This is a genomic window from Hungatella effluvii (genome assembly GCF_003201875.1).
GTDB classification, from domain to species: Bacteria; Bacillota; Clostridia; order Lachnospirales; family Lachnospiraceae; genus Hungatella; species Hungatella effluvii.
The window spans coordinates 109,121-127,194 of record NZ_QJKD01000012.1; the positions used below are offsets into that span (position 1 = coordinate 109,121).

Below are 18,074 nucleotides of genomic sequence, written 5' to 3' on the forward strand. Positions count from 1 at the left end.
TTACATGTATAATTTTTCTTTCAGATAGGTGATACAGCGGTTTGCGGCATCGCTTTCGCCCACCATTCCGCCTTTTGTGATGATATGAACGCCTTCGAAATCGCCCTTTAAGAACTGGCCGTAGGCCGCCAGAGGAAGCACCTCATCCAGCAGACAGAGGCCCGCCGTCTGGAATCTCCGGCACACGGAGACGGTGATATCGCCGCCGCTGCTGTATATTCCCTTGAATCCCTTGTGCATGGCGAACACCCGGTGCGCGATTTCGGCAAAGGAATCGTTGATCGTTCCCGTCATATCGTCCACACCGCCCGGAAACCGGTTTTCGTATTGTTTAAAGTCGATTCTGTTTTCCGGATAAATGCCGTCGCCCGTCACGGTTATAATATCAAAAGCCCGGCTGGCCTCCAGCACCTCGTCGGTGATGCGGGTGATTTCCGCTTCCCGCTCCTCTTTACTCTCCAGAAAACGTTTGGTGGCTGCAAATATATTATACGCAGTTCTCTGAGAAAGCCACAGCTCTTCCATCTGCTGTCTCGTCACCGGGTTTACGCTTCCCACAACTGCCAGAATCTTCTTTTTCTCCTTCTTATCGGCCGGCGCGATCAGCTTTCTCGCAATGGTCGCCGTAAAGACTCCCGGATCTACGGCCACGAATTTCAGCTGGCTCGTGATTACGGCGTCTGCAATCAGGTCTAAATCTTCCTGGGTCACACAGTCCGTCACGATGATCCGGCACCCGTCGGCAGCCATCTCCTTCATGCGGTCGGCCAGGTAATGCTTTCCGTTCATCATGTCGTTCATCAGAATGCTTCCTACCGGATACTTGCTCTGCTGCTCAAAAATCTGTTTCACATCTGACACGGTAACCGGCGTCTTCGGATCCAGCGCTACCTCGGTCTTATGAAGCGGCAGCCCCTTGACCAGCATGTAACCGCCTATCACAATTCTTCCCGATGCCGGGAAACAGGGTGCCGCAATGGCTATGTAATCATCTCCCAGCGCGTCTAATATGGCGTCTGTCTCGCTTCCCACATTTCCCCGCATGGTGCTGTCAATCCGCTTTGCGTAAACCTTTACCCCGTCTTTCTTTAATAAATTCGTTACGTTGTATACCCGGTTGTATGCCAGTGAGCTGCTTACGCCCCTGCTGTCCGTCGGATACATGACACAGTCACAGCTGTCGAACAGTGCCAGCTCCAGACGTTCGGAATTCATCACCGTATACGTCTGATAATTCATCTTTTTTAAAAGTACCCCCGTCGCATTGGCCCCGGTCAGATCATCTGCAACTACTATACACTGAGGCATATCATTTCCCCCTTTTAACCGCCCGTTTTCCATTTTGCTTATGTTCGTTTATGTTATATTATATGTTCGTTCTAGTTCGTATACTACATCACTTCGTCACATTTGTCAATATTATTTTTCGTTATTTCGGTTGTTTTTTTGTTTTTCTCATGTTTTGTTGTTTGTTTGTGTTCGACTTCAGAAAATGATCTGTTTTGTTCCTTTCGGTGGGCAAAACGCTTTCCGTGAACGGGAAAGAAACACGGGCGGAAAAATTTTTTAGATTTTTTTGGAAAATAATATTGACATTTCAGATTCGATCTCATATACTGTAGCAAAGCAAATCGATAAACCGATGAGCAGGAGTAAGTAAGATTTTTCTATCATGCGCAGAGAGCTTCCGGATGGTGTAAGGAAGCGTTGGTAATGAATCTGAATGGACTTGCGAGGGCGGCTTGAAACCGGTATTCAGGGAAAGCAGTTCTGTCTGAGAAGACAGGGGGAGCGTGAACTGGCCGGAAGTAGATACCGACGGGTTTCCTATCCGTTACCAAGGGGAGGCACATGTTAGTGTGTTACAGAGCGGATGAATGATATATTCATCAATCAGGGTGGTACCGCAGAAGAGAATTTATAGAGCTCCTGTCCCTCTTTATCCATATTTTATGGGTAAGAGGGACGGGGGCTTTTTTGGTTTCACAGGAACGTTCGCCCCATGAAACCAAAACCTTCCGACGGCCCGTACTTAACTATAAAAACAGTTTATCACTCACGAAAGGAGCGTTGCCAGCTATGAAACTCACACCAGACTGTACAGAAATTGAAGCACTCGCAGCAAAGTATCCTATCATTCCAGTATGCAGAGAAGTGTTCGCCGATATTGTAACGCCGATTACACTGCTGAGAAAAATCGCAGGTTTAAGCAGCCGCTACTGCCTGCTGGAAAGTATTGAGGGCGGTGAGAACTGGGGACGCTACTCTTTCCTCGGGTATGACCCCATTCTCCGGGTCACTAACAAAGACCACGTGGTAACGATCCGCCGGGAACCGGCCGGTATGAGGAAAGAAGAAAAAGTGATAGAAACAGACCAGCCCTTCGATATCCTCAGAGACATTTTAAAGGAATACCAGTCTCCGAAGCTTGATGGAATGCCTCCGTTTACAGGCGGCTTCATCGGATACTTCGCCTACGGCATGATCGGTTACGCCGAGCCGACGCTGAGCATCAAAAAGGGGGACTGCAGCGATTTCGACCTGATGCTGTTCGATACGGTTATCGCCTACGATCATCTGAAACAAAAGATCGATATTGTTGTCAATATGAAGACCGGGCAGAGGGCGGAATGCATGGCCAATTACGGAGCGGCCTGCGCCAGGTTAGAGAGCATTGCGCAGATGATCGCCAATCCCGCGCCCCTGGAAAAATCGGTTGCAGACGACAAACCGGACTTTACCTGCAACGTCTCCAAAGAAGAGTACTGCCGGATGGTGGAGAAGACGAAAGAATATATCGTGGACGGAGATATCTTCCAGGCAGTCATTTCCAGACAGTTTTCCAGCGATTACCACGGAAGCCTGCTCAACGCCTACCGGGTACTCCGCACCACCAATCCTTCGCCCTACATGGTTTACTTATGTATGGACGATACGGAGATTATGAGCACCTCACCGGAGACTCTGGTCCGTTTAAAGGACGGACGGCTCACCACATTTCCGGTGGCCGGGTCCAGACCCAGGGGCGCCACACCGGAGGAGGACGCCAGGCTGGAAAGAGAACTTCTGGCCGATGAGAAAGAGCTGGCCGAACACAACATGCTGGTCGACCTGGGACGGAACGATCTCGGACGGATCTCAAAGTTTTCCACCGTGGAGGTCACCGGATACCAGATGATCCACAAATACTCCCGCATCATGCACATCTGCTCCCAGGTGGAGGGAGACATATTAAAGAACTGCGACGCGTTTTCCGCCATCGGGGCAGTCCTCCCGGCAGGCACCTTATCCGGCGCGCCAAAGATCCGGGCGTGTGAAATTATCGAGGAGCTGGAAACGGTGCCGAGAGGCATCTACGGAGGGGCGCTGGGATACATTGATTTCACCGGAAACATGGATACCTGCATTGCAATCCGCATGGCGGTAAAGACCAAAGGAAAGGTCTATGTTCAGGCCGGCGGCGGCATTGTGGCCGACAGCGTCCCGGAAAAAGAGTATGAGGAATCCGCCAACAAGGCAAAAGCCGTAATTCACGCCATCGAGGCGGCAAGCGAGGTGAATGACTGATGATATTACTGATCGATAACTACGACAGCTTTTCCTACAATCTGGTCCAGTTTTTCGGCACGCTCTGTCTGGAGAACAAGGAAACTCTCACTCCCCATCGTTCGGGGGAATGCACCGGAGCGGAACCGGATATCCGGGTGATCCGGAACGATGCGATGACCACAGAAGAAATCCGGAACCTTCATCCAGACCACATCATCCTCTCCCCCGGACCCGGATATCCGAAAAACGCCGGTGTCTGTGAGGATGTGGTTCGCCAGATGAAGGGCGAGGTCCCTATCCTCGGCGTTTGCCTCGGACATCAGGGCATCTGTGAGGTATTCGGCGCCGAGATTGTTCACGCGGCAAAGCTGATGCACGGAAAACAGAGCACCATCACCATCGACAACAGCGATCCCATTTTCCAGGGCCTTCCGGAGAAGATTCCGGCGGCCAGGTACCACTCTCTCATCGCCAGACGCGGTTCTCTCCCCGATACCTTAAAAATCATCGGCGAGGACGATATGGGAGAAATCATGGCAGTCCGTCATACCGACTATCCGGTCTACGGCCTCCAATTCCATCCGGAATCGATTCTGACCCCCGACGGCATGACGATACTTCGGAATTTCCTTAACTTATAACCGGCAACAGCAAACAGAAACGAACAACGTTAATTTTCATATATGGAGGTAACAGACTATGATACAGCAGGCGATTCACGATGTAATCGAAGGACAGGATTTAAGCTTTGAGGCTGCAAAAGAGGTCATGAACGAAATCATGAGCGGCGAGACGACTCCCGCACAGATGGCGGCATTTTTAACAGGACTCCGGATGAAAGGAGAGACCATCGACGAAATCACAGCCTGCGCGACGGTCATGAGAGAAAAGGGGCTGAAGCTGGAACCGAACTTTGCGGTAATCGATATTGTAGGTACCGGCGGCGACGAGGCAGGCACCTTTAACATCTCCACCACCAGCGCATTTGTGGTCGCGGCGGGCGGGGTTCCGGTGGCAAAGCACGGAAACCGAAGCGTATCCAGCAAGAGCGGAGCCGCCGATGTACTGGAAAACTTAGGCGTGAACTTAAAGCTTACGGTGGAACAGTCGGAACAGATTTTAAAGGACACCGGCATGTGCTTCATGTTCGCCCAGTCCTACCACTCTTCCATGAAATATGCCGGACCGGTCCGCAAGGAAATGGGAGTCCGCACCATTTTCAACATTCTGGGGCCTCTGGCCAATCCGGCAGGAGCCACCATGCAGCTTCTGGGCGTCTATGATGAGAAGCTGGTGGAACCGCTGGCAAAGGTGCTCAGCAATCTGGGCGTCAACCGGGGACTGGTAGTCTGCGGCAACGACGGGCTGGATGAAGCTACCGTCACCGGACCGACCCACGTGTGTGAAATCCGTTTCGGCGAACTGACCATGTATGAAATCACTCCCGAGCAGTTCGGTTTCTCCCGCTGCAGCTTACCGGAGCTGGTCGGTGGTAATCCCGAGGAAAATGCACAGATTACCAGAGATATCCTGACCGGGAAGCTCACCGGACCGAAACGCGATATCGTCGTCTTCAACTCGGCTCTGAGCCTCTATCTTGGAATCGATGACTGTACGATCGGCGACTGCGTCGCTCTGGCCAATGATTTGATCGACTCTGGAAAGGCGGCCGCCAAACTGGAGGAATTTGCAAAAGCAACCAACAAATACAACACTCCATCGGCTGCCGGCGGAATGGAATAGGAGGGTCCTCATGATTTTAGATACACTGGCTGCTTCCACCCGGAGACGGGTGGAAGCGGCAAAAGAAAAAATCCCCCTTGAGACCATGATGAACCTGGCCTCGCAGGCGTCCGAATCCGAGCAGAAAGCCGCCCTCACATGCGTTCAGCAGAATGTTACGAAGGAACGTGTCTTTTCCTTTGAAAAAGTGTTAAAGGCGCCGGGAATGTCCTTTATCTGCGAGGTAAAGAAGGCTTCTCCCTCCAAAGGCCTGATCGCCCCCGATTTCCCCTATGTGGATATCGCAAAGGATTATGAGGCCGCCGGAGCCTCCGCCATCTCCGTCCTCACGGAACCCGAATACTTTTTAGGAAGCAATGAATATCTGAAAGAAATACGCCGGCACGTCTCTGTTCCTCTGCTTCGCAAGGATTTTACCATCGATCCCTACCAGATTTTCGAGGCGAAGGTCATCGGAGCTTCCGCAGTTCTTTTGATCTGCGCCCTCCTTGATACGGAGACGCTCCGTACCGGGATCCATTTATGTGACAGTCTGGGGATGAGCGCGCTGGTCGAGGCCCACGACGAGGAAGAGATCAAGTCCGCTCTCCGGGCAGGCGCACGGATCATCGGCGTCAATAACCGGAATTTAAAGACCTTTTCAGTAGATTTCTCCAACTCCATCCGATTAAGGAGCCTGGTGCCCGACGGCGTACTCTTCGTCGCGGAAAGCGGAGTAAAATCAGCGGACGATGTCCGGCTGCTCCATGAAGCCGGGGTGGATGGCGTACTGATCGGCGAGACGTTAATGCGTTCCGCCGACAAGAAAAAAACACTGGATTCCTGGAAACAGGCGTGTGGGTAAAGGAATGCAGGGAGTCATGCAGAAGGAAGAGAAGGAGTCTGAATCATGAGTAAGTCAAAAAAAACGCTGCACAAGAGAATAAAGATTTGCGGCCTGACACGGCCGGAAGATATTGCAGCTGTGAACGAATACCGGCCCGACTACATCGGTTTCGTCTTTGCGCCCAGCAAGCGGAATGTGAGTGAGATGAGGGCCGCCGGACTGAAGAAGCTCTTATCACCGGATATCACGGCCGTCGGAGTATTTGTCAACAGTCCCATCGATGACATCGTGCGGCTCGTGAGCCGGGGGATTATCGGCGCGGTACAGCTCCATGGCGATATGGAAGGCTTTGAGACAGTTCAGTATGCAGAGGATTTAAAGAAGGCGCTGGCCGCGGCAAGGCCGGCCGCTTCCGTTCCCCTTATCCGTGCTGTGCGGGTAAAGGATGGGGACGATATCCGCAGGGCCGTGAGTTATCCGGCCGAATACCTGCTTTTTGATACCTTTGTCAAAGATCAGTATGGCGGAAGCGGAGTCCGTTTCGACTGGTCCTTAATCCCCCACATCGAAAAACCGTGGTTTCTGGCCGGCGGCCTCTCTGCCTCCACCATAAAAGAAGCGCTGAACACGGAGGCCTGCTGCCTCGACTTAAGCAGTGCCGTCGAGACCGACGGACGGAAGGACCCGAAAAAGATACAGGAAATCATACAAACAGTAAGGAGTGTTTAATCATGTCAAAAGGAAGATTTGGACAGCACGGCGGACAATTTATCCCCGAAACGCTGATGAACGCAGTAAATGAGCTGGAAACAGCCTACGAAAAATATATCCATGACGAGGCGTTTCTCGCCGAACTCGACGAGTTAAACCGCACCTATACGGGAAGGCCCTCTCTCCTCTACTATGCGGGAAAGATGACAGAAGATCTGGGCGGTGCGAAGATCTATTTGAAGAGAGAGGATTTAAACCATACCGGCTCCCACAAGATCAATAACGCGCTGGGGCAGGCGCTTCTGGCCAAGAAGATGGGCAAGACCCGCGTCATCGCCGAGACCGGCGCAGGTCAGCACGGCGTTGCAACCGCTACCGCCGCCGCGCTCCTGGGGCTGGAGTGTGAGGTCTACATGGGAAAGGAAGACACCGACCGCCAGGCCTTAAACGTATTCCGCATGGAGCTTCTGGGCGCCAGGGTCCATCCCGTCACCAGCGGCACGCAGACCTTAAAGGATGCCGTCAACGAAACGCTGCGTGAATGGACGAACCGCGTGGAGGACACCCACTATGTGCTGGGTTCCGTCATGGGGCCTCATCCGTTCCCCACGATCGTCCGTGATTTTCAGAGCATTATCGGCAAGGAAGTAAAATCCCAGCTCATGGAAGCAGAAGGAAAGCTTCCGGACATGCTGATCGCCTGCGTCGGCGGCGGCAGCAATGCCATGGGGCTCTTCTACGACTTCATTGACGAGCCGGGTGTTGCGCTGGTGGGATGCGAAGCCGCCGGACACGGTGTCGATACGGATAAGAATGCCGCCACCATCGCCACCGGCAGCCTGGGAATCTTCCACGGCATGAAATCCTATTTCTGTCAGGATGAATACGGCCAGATCGCTCCGGTCTACTCCATCTCCGCAGGGCTGGATTATCCGGGAATCGGACCGGAACACGCTTCTCTGCACGACACCGGCCGGGCTCAGTACGTTCCCGTCACCGACGATGAGGCAGTAGATGCATTCGAGTACTTATCCCGGATGGAGGGAATTATCCCGGCCATCGAAAGCGCCCACGCGGTAGCTTACGCAAGAAAAATCGCTCCGGCAATGGGAAAAGATCAGGTAATCGTCATTAATCTCTCCGGCCGCGGAGATAAGGATGTGGCGGCAATCGCCAGATATAAGGGGGTAGAAATCTATGAGTAGAGTAAAAGACGCATTTGCAGATGGTAAGGCATTTATCCCGTTTGTCACTGCCGGAGACCCGGAGCTTGCTGTCACGGAAGAGCTGATTGTTGCCATGGCCGGCGCCGGCGCCGATCTAATAGAAATCGGTATCCCGTTCTCCGACCCGGTGGCAGAGGGAATCGTCATACAGGAGGCGGACATACGGGCACTGGCTTCCGGTACCACCACCGATAAGATTTTCGATATGGTGAAGCGGATCCGTGAGAAGACAGATGTACCGCTGGCATTTATGACCTATATCAATCCGATCTTCGTCTACGGAAGTGAGAAATTCATCCGCACCGCGGCAGAAACCGGCGTCGACGCGCTGATCGTCCCGGATATGCCTTACGAGGAGAAGGGCGAGCTGCTCCCGCTCTGCCATCAGTACGGCTTAGAACTGATCTCCCTCATTGCCCCCACATCGAAGGAGAGAATCCGCGCCATTGCGAAGGAGGCCGAGGGCTTCGTCTACTGTGTCTCCTCCATGGGTGTTACCGGGGTCAGAACGGAGATCACTACCAACATCGGAGAGATGGTTTCCTTGGTAAAAGAGGCGCAGCCCATCCCATGTGCCATCGGCTTCGGAATCTCCACGCCGGAGCAGGCCAGGAAGATGAGTGAACACGCCGACGGCGTCATCGTCGGAAGCGCAATCGTCCGGATGGTGGCGAAATATGGAAAAGACTGCGTTGGTCCGGTGTGCGAGTACGTCAGGGAAATGAAAGCAGCAATTTTATAAAAATTTGTTTCTCCCAAAAAGCCTTATACAAACCAGGAAAGCGGCTTCTAACTATAGTCGCTTTCCTGGTTCTTTTTATAAATTTCTCTTAATTCCTGATTTTAGGGATTTTTACCTGTTTTGTTTCTGTTTAATAGAATTCCGGCAATTTCTAAATCCGTTTTCCCGACCTTCTCTGCCAGCAGATTCAAAACGTTTTTTACGTAAGGTTCCTCCGTATTCAGCATGTCCGCAATTGATCGGGGATCAAGCCCTTTAGCGGCCATATTACGGATAACCATTACTTTTTCCGCCTCTCTTCCTTCTTCTCTTCCTTCTTCTCTTCCTTCTTCTCTTCCTTCTTCTCTTCCCGCTTTCTTAGCGCCTTCCCGAGCAATCGCCAGTTGTTTCTGCTCATCATATTCATATAGAATCAAATTACATACCTCCGCTCTGTTCTTTTTCAGAATGTCTGCAAGTATCCCCTCATTGATACAGGAATTAACCGCCAGCTCTACCGCTTCATTAAGAGCCATGCCTCTCCTTTCATTTTCCCTGATACGGTTCACAAACACCGCATAATCTTTCAGACGTTTGCAGCGGTCCATCAGCTCCTTATTATGGCCATAATTAATATTAATCATAGTCGCTCTGCATTCCAGGCAGCCATTTTCCTCCGGATTCTGGCACAAAAATGCGTCCGAAAGCCTGAGTTCCACCCGGTCCGGTTCCTCTTTTGTCCCATTGTAAAAGACAATATACTGCGGCATCGGAAGGCGGATCAGCTTTTCTCCATAGATGTCCAGTCCGTTCCTATCAATATATTCCCGGTAGGTGTCTGCAAAATAATTCAGCCCCCGGACAGGCATATTAGGATTAATACTGCTTTGATGCTCATATAAGTTAAGTACATCCGATACCAGAAAAGATATATCATTTTTCATACCCAGATAAATCGCGTCTACCAGTGTGGTAATGATAAGATCATCCGGATTCGTATACTGTCTGCCGCTTACAGCGTTATACAAATCCAGCAGATCCTCTTTCTCCTGAAAGGCCAGCCGGAACAATCTGTCTTTATAGTTTCTGTTTATGTTGGTCTGCTGCATTTTCCTACCTCCATTATAAAGGATTCTATCTGTAGTTGCAATAAAAAAACATTGTTTTTATGTAAACCTAATTATTCGTCATAAGCAGACCTCCCCCCTGTAGTTTTGAGTACTCTCGGAAACTCCTTGTGCTCAGATTTGTGAGATGATTTTTCGTCAGATGTGCACAAATTTACGAGGCGTACACGGCGTGTACGTTGAATAAATTTGTGTGCATATGGCGGAAAATCAGCCACAAAGATGGGCGCAAGGGAGTTTCCGAGAGTGCTCTTATTAGAATACTTGAGAAATTGTGGCTGAAACGCCAGGACGATTCTCCATGGTGAAACAACATAAAGAACCGAATGAAACTCAGCCGCTGTGATCCGGCTGAAAAAGGAAACAGATCATTGTTTCGTTCCTTTATTATACCTCGTATAAGATAAAATACAAGACTCCATTCTGGTAATACAAATCCTTTTGTTACAATTCACGGCTCCTTTGTCCGCCCCCGCTGTTCGGTCTGCTTTGGCGGTTCGCACTCCGGTTCCAGTTCCGGTTTCGGGCATAAGCGGTTCTAAACGTGCAGTATTTTTCTAAAAACCAGAGAAAATGCCCAAACTCGCTGCGCTCAAACAGGTGGGTATTTCCCCTGAACGAAAAATTCTGCGCGTTAAGAACCGCTAATGTCCTGCAAAGTCACAGGAACCGGAGTGCGAACCGCCAAAGCAGACCGAACAGCGGGGGCGGACAAAGGAGCCGTAAATTGTAACATCCTTTTAGAAAATATTAAGAAAATTATGCTCTGTTTTTTCCTTTCAATCTGTTATTCTCATATTACAGACAAACGGAAAAACCAGGAAAGGGGGATTTACCATGAAGCGCACCGCACTCTTTACAATACTTATCATATTCTGTCTCTCAATAACCGCCTGTGCCACTGATCCAAATCATTTAATCGATGCTCAAACCAGCATCTTCCATTCACTGAATGTCACACATACAGACCGCTCCATCGTCGTAAAGGCTGACGCCTACTTAAACATTACCGACGCCGATTTCTTAATAATTGATGTCTCTGAAGAAGAGACTGTTTCCCTCACCTACACACTGACCAGAAATAAAGGGGACATTACACTCTCTTACCGCACACCGGATGACAGCACGGTTCTCCTCGCGGATACGGAAGACAAGACATATGGGGAGGAGACAATCACTTTACAGCCGGGGATCACCACATTTTTCCTTGCGGGCACGGACGCTGCCTTTCAAGTGTCCTTCTCGGTCAAGGATATCGATATCTCAAAGGTTAAGTCCATCAATGACACTGCTCCCGAATTGTAGGGAGAGGACGGAAGAAAAAAGGAGAAAGCACCATTTTATGGGTTCTTTCTCCTCTTTTCTTTTGACATCGAATGTCCCAGCTGCTTTTTATAGACACTGTAGAGATAATGCCAGTCGGAATATCCCACCAGCTCTGCAATCTCATAGATTTTCATGTCTGTGTTCATATACAGGCTTCTGGCCTTCTCCACTCGTAGCCTGGTGACATAGTCGATAAAATTGACGCCCATGACTTCCTTGAATATCCGGCTGAAATAATTCCGGCTGATTCCAACCTGATCCGCCACCGTCTGAAGCGACAAATCCTTATCCCCCAGATGGTCCCGGATATAATCCAGGGCTGCCCGCATCTCCTGTTTTAAACTGCCGGAATCCGGACCACCGGCATAGAATATCCCCGTTTCACTTTCCCTTCCATTGTCCGCAGCCTCCGTGTATCCCTGACAGCAGTCAAACAGGCTGGCTGAACTGCGGCTGATGCCGATGGAAAACTCCAGTCCGTAATACCGCCTCAAAAAGTCTGCCGCTGTCCGGATCAGCGCTTCCAGCCGTTCATAAAACTCCTGTCTTCCATCTTCCCGTGCCTCCCAGACAATCCACACGTACTCATCAAACTTATTGCATAGAAACTGGCAGTCCTTTACGGAATCCAGCGCCTCGGACATGACATTGCAGACAGAAGCACGAAGCAGGGAAACGTCATTTTCAAAGATTTCCGCCATGCTTTTCCGGTACCGGATCAGCCGGAATACCACAACTGCATTTTTTCCCACCGGCTCCGGCAGTCCAAACGCGGCGGCCCGCTCTTCAAACCAGGTTCTTCCGATTCCAGCCGCGCTTATAAGATCCCGAAAAAACTGTTCTCTGTCTCTGGAAAGCCTCTTTCTGTCAGATTCCGCTATCCTGCTGCTGCTCTTTTCCCGCTGTTTCTGCAGCGCCTTTTTGACCACCTCGATGATATCCGGCGGAAGCATGGCAGGCTTGAACAAATAGTCAAACGTGCCGAGCTTCATGGCCTGTCTCACAAGATCAAACTCATTATAGCTGCTCAAAATGATGACCTCCATGGAAAGGCCTCGTCTTCGCACCTCCGCCAGCAGCTCCAGGCCGTTCATACCAGGCATTTTGATATCCGTCATCAAAAGGTCAATTTCTTCCCTCTCTAGGATTCCCAGCGCCTCTGAGGCTCCTCTGGCACTGAAGACTTCTATGCCGCTCCACTCGGCCCGCAGAATATCTTCAATAGCCGTCCTGGAAAACATCTCGTCGTCAACGATTAAAATCTTTTCCATCTGCCTCCTCCGCCTTTTCGCAAACCGGTATTTCCACCGTCACTGCAGTTCCTTCTCCTGGCTCACTTTCCAGTTCCACGCCGTAGCCATCTCCATAGTTCAGCCGGATTCTGTCCTGAATATTATGAAGCCCCACGCCGGTTAGTTTATCGAAGCCCTCATACAGAAAGCCCTGTCCATTGTCCCGGATTTGAAACTGTACCCGGTCTCCCATAAGCCTTCCGGTTATCAGGATCCGGTTATCGATATTGTCCTCGCCAAAGCCGTGCTGCATGGCGTTTTCCACCACCGGCTGAAGCAGCATCTTTAAGACCAGACAATTCTCCAGCTTCGGATCGATGTCAAACTTCATATGAACGCTGCTGCAGCACCGCCCTTCCTGGATGCAGACGTAATTTTTGATGAAATTTATTTCCTCTGAGATGCGAACGGGCACATCGATCTTTTTGCAGCTGTATTCCAGCATATTAACCAGGGCTACTACCATCCGCGCGATCTCCTCATTCCCCGCCCGCACCGCCATCCACTTCACGGTATTCAAGGTATTATATAGAAAATGGGAATTGATCTGGGAATTGAGGGCCGTCTGCTCCATGTTAAGCCGTTCTCTCTCTTTTTCTATGTTTTCACGCATCAGCTTATCCACCTCGGACACCATGGTGTTAAAGCTTAAGGCCAGCTCGGATAAGTCTTTATCCTTCGGTGTCTCCACCTTTGTGGAAAAATCGCCGCGGCTGACGCGGCTCATACTCCTTATGAGGCTGGTGACCGGTTTTACAATGCCGGCCGAAAGGCTTGAGGCGAGAAGAGCCGCGGACACCATACAGGCACCGACCACGGCCGCCCATACCTTACGGAATCGGTCCAGCTCCTGCTTAAGCATTCGTCCGCTGTTGATCTGAATAATCGAGAATCCGCTGTTTCCTACGCGGCGTTTGCGAATCGTGCCGCTGTCTCTTCCATAGTCCAGATGAATAAAAAAGTTTCCGTCCTCCTCCGCGCCTCCGTCAACAGCAGAAAGAATCTGCGCCAGACTATACGTCCCCAGAGAAACGTCTGCTGCAGAAAGTCCCGCCATGGACTCCTTCGGCGCAAAGATTACCCGCCCCTCTTCGTCCACGACAAACGCCATATCGCTGTCGTCCATCTCCATGCAGTCCATGGCCGCCCTGATCTTTTCATAGCTCAAATCAATCTGTACCAGCCCAATGACGCTGTTTCCCGTATAGCGGTTTAAATACGTTACGATACTGACCACCAGGGGATCCGCCGCTCCGGAGTTCAAGTATTTGTAAGCGGCCGGATGCGTCGGTACGATAATACTTCCGCCTGGCTGGTCTTCCCGAATCTCTGTCCAGTCATTTTCGGCAAATTCACGTTTATTCCAGCCCACATTAGACGAATAAGCGCCTCCATCAAACGCCAGCAGATAGATATGATCGATGGAATTATTGGCGATCCGGATGTTCGACAGTGTGCCGTTTATATTGCGCATCAGGTTTAAGCGCTCATAGGCATTCATCTCTGTGTAGCCGGAGAACAGGTCCGAGGTGACGGAAAGTCCCAGAACCTGGTTCAGCACCACCTCGCTCTGCTTGATGATATCCTGCATCTTCGCCTCCATCAGCCTCAAGGTATTCTCCTGGTACATCCAGGTCTTATCCTGGTAGAAGTCCCTCACATTCCTGTAGTAAACTACCGCCAGTATCAGCCCCGGAATCAGCGACATCAATACCATGGCAAGTGTAAATCTCACCTTCAGTGAACTCCGGTTCCCCTTTTCCGTCTCCCTCATCCTTATCCCTCCGCTGTTAAAACCAGTACTGTATTGCGTAAATAACTGTGATATAGTGCTTGATATCTGCGTCAGGTGTGCGTCCGCGAAGCGACGGCGTAGTGGACCCTACGGCTAGCTTCACGGGCGTGCTCCTGGCGTAGATAGCGAGTGCTATATCACAGGAATTTGCGCTATACAGTGCTGGCATATCCTTTCGTAAGTACGACATTCCGAAAGCTCCATACAGAGTACTTCCGGCTTCCTCCTGTACTCCTTCTCCATCAATGCCAGAACCTTATTATAATCCCGTTCCCCGCCATATCTGTCCGATGTGGAGATTCCCACCAGTCTCCCCTTCCTCATCTCCAGAATGCAGTTAAAATACAACGCCCCGCCGTTCGTAATCCACAACAGATATGCATGATCCCCGTCTTTATCCCCCAAAAGCCGTCTCAGCCGTTCAAAATACCAGCGTTCTTCTTTTTCCTTTCTCCGCACAACGGCCACTCCAGCCGTGCTCTCGAAGATACTATAGATTTCAGATACTGCCTCGTCAATATCCAGCTGATACAGCTCCGCTTTCTGGCTCTCTGCGAAGCACTGCCGCAGACCTTCCATCGTATAAATCCTGATTTCCATAATATCATAAAAATCCCGAAAAATCCGCTCCGTATTCAATTCTTCTCCTTCCATATACTGGGAAAGATCGAGGAACGGGCAGCCGGAATCACTCACACACACGGTGCCTGGCCCCCTGCTGCACTGAACCGCCCGGTACAAACCGGAAGCCAGCCTTCTGACGTGCAGGACCTGCCCCAGCTCGGATAATGGCCGCAGGATTTCCCCCAGATGCGTCCAGAGTTCCGGATCCAAATATTCCACTTTTAAACCACCGTCTATCATACGTTCTCCTCCACACTCAAAATGGCCACAGTATAACCGGGGATCTGTGCCGTTATGCCGTCTTTCTCCATTTTTATCTCCACAGGCCCCTGCAGCACAGAAAAACGGCGTCCTCCTGTACAGGTTATAAATGCCGTTTTCTCTTCTCCTGAGAGATTGGCTATATAAAGCAGGTGATATCCGCTTCCCTCCCTCCGGTGCACGGCCAGCTCGATCTCCGGATCCCCGCATCCGTACTCTCTGCTCCGCCTTAACCGCTCCCAGAAACCGGCACCGATCTCTCCCACCTCTTCCGCAAACAGAATTCCGGAGTCCTCCCCCTCTTCCACCATGCGTTTCAGTATTTCACACGACTTTAGGTTTCTGTCACACCGGGGAATGACCGGTCCCAGAATTACAGCCTTTCCCGGCAGACCGGCAAAATCCGCCAGGCGCTTCTGCGTCTTTGCATCCATGATATCCCCCGATGACACCGCAATCACATCGTATGGGAGCCACCTGTCATAGTCCAGATATTCATCGGAATAATCATAGATTTCATGTTCTTCGTCAAAGTGCTTTGCCAGTCCTTTTACCCAGGCATCATCCCAGTAATTTAATTCCCTGTCCAGATAAAATCCCAGCTCTTCCTCCGGCAAGAACAGCGTGGCAGGTATATCCGGCCCCTTGATGAAACAGTTGGACGAAAACGAATTACAGTCCATCACGGAATAGAGGGCCTTCAGCCTCCCCATATCGTAATTCTTTAAAATCAGCACGCGGGGAGATCGGTTGAAATGGTATATTTCATGATCTTTCAACAGTCTCAGCAGCTCCGAGAACATCTCGTAATACGGCTTCCTGATTCTTCCGTCGTTGGTCACAGGACAGCCCGTCCATCGGTCCCGCTCTGCCAGCATATAGAAATTCACGCCCTTTAAACCATTCATCACAGAATACAGGTATCCGAACCGCTCTTCCTCTGCGGTCAGAAGCACTTCCCGGTCAAACCAGGAGCCGGAACCAAATTCCGGCACGAACGGAAAACGGCTGCTGCCAGCCAGATACCGAATTCTCTCCTTCAGCATGGCTGTATCTCCCGGCTCCGGATAGGCATCAATCCCAGCCACCATGAGGCCTGGTATCTCCTCGTCTCTCTGAACCGAGACAGGCGTATAGTTCTGATACGCGCAGTTATGGAAAATCGGTACCGGCAGCTCCAGGCGGTTTATGATGTCCACCATCCGCCCCAGGGCAGCGAGAATCTGATACTCCTTAAATTCTATCCAGTCCAGATAATAGCAGAGCGACGAAAAATCGCCTTCCTCAAAGCCGCAGGGCGGTTCTGTCTCCTGAAATCCACTGTAATTTCTGTGATACCTCTCGTTCATGGCCGCCGTGGTACCGTATCGCTCCGCGAGGAATTTATGGTACTGTGCCTTCGAGCAGTCCGAGTAATCCATGATATACGGCCTGTCCCGGAAGAAATTACAAGTCTCGTTATCCGCCTGGATCAGGCAGATACAGCCGCTGCCGCCGCAGTGCCGCTGCAGAATCGGCTTCAGCTTCTGAAAATAAATCTCCGTCTTCTCATACAGCTTATCACTCGCATAGGAAGGGATTGGAAAGGGGCCCGTGGCATAGGGATACAGAACCGTGGTTCCCCATGGATTTTTCGCCTGAATCTCCTCATCCATCAAAATCCACTCCGGATATCCGAAACCGGTCATCTCCGCGTTGATATGAGGCCCCGGACGAACGATGACGGCCAGGTTCATTTCCTCGCAGAGGGTTAAAAACAGGTCCAGATCCTTCTCTTCCTCGATCTCTCCAAAATCATACTTTCCTTCCTCATATTCATGGACCGACCAGGGAATATACGTTTCCACGATCTCAAATCCCATGCCCTTGATCTGTGACAGAACATGCCGCCAGTCTTTCTTCTTCGTCCTCCAGTAGTGTATCGAACCACTGTATAGAGGCCTTTCCACTCCGTTTATCCAGATTCCGTCATGTGTGAATTTCACCATGTTATTTCCTCCTCCGGCGCTTCCTTTCCGGACGCGCCTAACCCTTGACTGCTCCCGCCGTCATACCAGCTATAACCTGTTTCTGGAACAGCAGATACATAAAGACTACCGGGACGATCGAGATGACGAAGCCGGCGCAGAGGAGACCGTACTGTGTCACATAAGATCCCTTCAGCGCGGAGATTGTCATGGAAAGCGTCTTTCTGGCAGGCGTGGAGATCAGCACCAGCCCCAGAAGCAGATCGTTCCAGCAGTTTAAAAATGTGATGGTAGCCACCGTGGCGATTCCCGGCTTCGCTACCGGAAACACAATGTGAAAGAAGATTCCCGCCCGGCCGCACCCGTCGATCGTCGCCGCCTCATCGAGCTCCCTGGGAATCCCCTCCATGAACCCGTTCATAATAAACATGGCAAAAGAAATGTTCACCGCTGTGTATACGATCATCAGGCCGGACAGATGGTCGATCAGATGAAGCCCTTTAAAGATCAGTACGGAGGGAATCAAAAGCGCATGCACCGGAATCATAATACCCAGAGAAAAGTACACGGACAGCAGTCTGCTCTTCGTAACCCTCGTGAGAATATAGCTGGCCATGGACGTAATTACGGTAAGCACCGCCAGCGTTACCAGGCAGACGAGAATACTGTTTACAAAGCTCCGGCCGACTCTGGCTCCCTTCCACGCCTCCGCGTAGTTTGACCACATCGCCGCCTTCGGAAGGCCGAAGGAATTGCTGTAAATCTCATTGTTGTCCTTGAGTGAGGAAAAGACCACCCATATAAAAGGGTAAAGCGCTGCGACCGCCGATATGCTCATGATGGCATAGCACAAAACAGCGGTAACCCTGTATCTCAGAGATCGTTTTAAAAATCGTTCCACAAGCC

General features: G+C 51.0%; 15 protein-coding genes and 1 other annotated feature. Of the genes, 8 read left to right on the forward strand and 7 right to left on the reverse strand.

Going from position 1 to position 18,074, the window contains the following annotated elements; all coding sequences use genetic code 11:
- Entirely contained in the window at nucleotides 1-1,308 is a 1,308-nt protein-coding gene (locus DFR60_RS20820) for a four-carbon acid sugar kinase family protein (protein WP_110324606.1), read from the reverse strand.
- A 325-nt stretch (nucleotides 1,309-1,633) separates the two neighbouring features.
- Nucleotides 1,634-1,940, forward strand: a binding site (T-box leader).
- A gap of 139 nt (nucleotides 1,941-2,079) precedes the next feature.
- On the opposite strand from DFR60_RS20820, the gene DFR60_RS20825 reads away from it, so the two are divergent.
- Genes DFR60_RS20825 through trpA form a run of 7 tightly spaced genes read left to right on the forward strand, consistent with a single transcriptional unit; the run spans nucleotide 2,080 to nucleotide 8,797 of the window.
- Nucleotides 2,080-3,567 (forward strand): anthranilate synthase component I family protein, encoded by a 1,488-nt coding sequence (locus tag DFR60_RS20825; protein ID WP_110324607.1) that lies wholly within the window; start codon nucleotides 2,080-2,082, stop codon nucleotides 3,565-3,567.
- Nucleotides 3,567-4,190 carry an anthranilate synthase component II gene (locus DFR60_RS20830; RefSeq protein ID WP_110324608.1) on the forward strand — a complete coding sequence of 208 codons (624 nt, stop codon included), beginning with the start codon at nucleotides 3,567-3,569 and terminating at the stop codon, nucleotides 4,188-4,190. The genes DFR60_RS20825 and DFR60_RS20830 overlap by 1 nt, the downstream gene beginning before the upstream one ends.
- Before the next feature lie 58 nt (nucleotides 4,191-4,248).
- Nucleotides 4,249-5,292 (forward strand): anthranilate phosphoribosyltransferase, encoded by a 1,044-nt coding sequence (gene trpD, locus DFR60_RS20835; protein WP_002602116.1) that lies wholly within the window; start codon nucleotides 4,249-4,251, stop codon nucleotides 5,290-5,292.
- A gap of 10 nt (nucleotides 5,293-5,302) precedes the next feature.
- Nucleotides 5,303-6,136, forward strand: coding sequence for an indole-3-glycerol phosphate synthase TrpC (trpC, locus tag DFR60_RS20840; protein ID WP_110324609.1), 834 nt, complete (start codon nucleotides 5,303-5,305; stop codon nucleotides 6,134-6,136).
- 45 nt (nucleotides 6,137-6,181) lie between these two features.
- Nucleotides 6,182-6,847: a phosphoribosylanthranilate isomerase gene (locus DFR60_RS20845; RefSeq protein WP_207659562.1), complete on the forward strand. Its 666-nt coding sequence runs from the start codon at nucleotides 6,182-6,184 to the stop codon at nucleotides 6,845-6,847.
- A 2-nt stretch (nucleotides 6,848-6,849) separates the two neighbouring features.
- The gene (trpB, locus tag DFR60_RS20850; RefSeq protein ID WP_110324610.1) at nucleotides 6,850-8,034 is read left to right on the forward strand and encodes a tryptophan synthase subunit beta; all 1,185 of its coding nucleotides are present in this window, start codon (nucleotides 6,850-6,852) and stop codon (nucleotides 8,032-8,034) included.
- Complete coding sequence (gene trpA, locus DFR60_RS20855; RefSeq protein WP_110324611.1) at nucleotides 8,027-8,797, forward strand: tryptophan synthase subunit alpha; 771 nt, start codon at nucleotides 8,027-8,029, stop codon at nucleotides 8,795-8,797. Before trpB ends, trpA begins: the two co-directional genes overlap by 8 nt.
- A 101-nt stretch (nucleotides 8,798-8,898) precedes the next feature.
- On the opposite strand, the gene DFR60_RS20860 is transcribed toward trpA, so the two are convergent.
- Nucleotides 8,899-9,885 carry a hypothetical protein gene (locus tag DFR60_RS20860; protein WP_110324612.1) on the reverse strand — a complete coding sequence of 329 codons (987 nt, stop codon included), beginning with the start codon at nucleotides 9,883-9,885 and terminating at the stop codon, nucleotides 8,899-8,901.
- 855 nt (nucleotides 9,886-10,740) lie between these two features.
- Here DFR60_RS20860 and DFR60_RS20865 point away from each other — a divergent pair.
- Nucleotides 10,741-11,208 (forward strand): hypothetical protein, encoded by a 468-nt coding sequence (locus tag DFR60_RS20865; protein WP_110324613.1) that lies wholly within the window; start codon nucleotides 10,741-10,743, stop codon nucleotides 11,206-11,208.
- A 35-nt stretch (nucleotides 11,209-11,243) separates the two neighbouring features.
- On the opposite strand, the gene DFR60_RS20870 is transcribed toward DFR60_RS20865, so the two are convergent.
- The 5 genes from DFR60_RS20870 to DFR60_RS20895 form a co-directional block, all read right to left on the reverse strand.
- Nucleotides 11,244-12,500, reverse strand: a complete 1,257-nt coding sequence (locus tag DFR60_RS20870) for a response regulator (protein WP_110324614.1) — start codon at nucleotides 12,498-12,500, stop codon at nucleotides 11,244-11,246.
- The gene (locus DFR60_RS20875; protein ID WP_110324615.1) at nucleotides 12,478-14,295 is read right to left on the reverse strand and encodes a sensor histidine kinase; all 1,818 of its coding nucleotides are present in this window, start codon (nucleotides 14,293-14,295) and stop codon (nucleotides 12,478-12,480) included. Before DFR60_RS20875 ends, DFR60_RS20870 begins: the two co-directional genes overlap by 23 nt.
- Nucleotides 14,296-14,448: 153 nt before the next feature.
- Nucleotides 14,449-15,180: a hypothetical protein gene (locus tag DFR60_RS20885; protein ID WP_110324616.1), complete on the reverse strand. Its 732-nt coding sequence runs from the start codon at nucleotides 15,178-15,180 to the stop codon at nucleotides 14,449-14,451.
- A complete protein-coding gene (locus tag DFR60_RS20890) occupies nucleotides 15,177-17,189 on the reverse strand; it encodes a beta-galactosidase (RefSeq protein WP_110324617.1) in 2,013 nt (670 codons plus the stop codon). The genes DFR60_RS20885 and DFR60_RS20890 overlap by 4 nt, the downstream gene beginning before the upstream one ends.
- Before the next feature lie 37 nt (nucleotides 17,190-17,226).
- Entirely contained in the window at nucleotides 17,227-18,069 is an 843-nt protein-coding gene (locus DFR60_RS20895) for a carbohydrate ABC transporter permease (protein WP_243005136.1), read from the reverse strand.
- Between the last annotated feature and the right edge of the window lie 5 nt (nucleotides 18,070-18,074).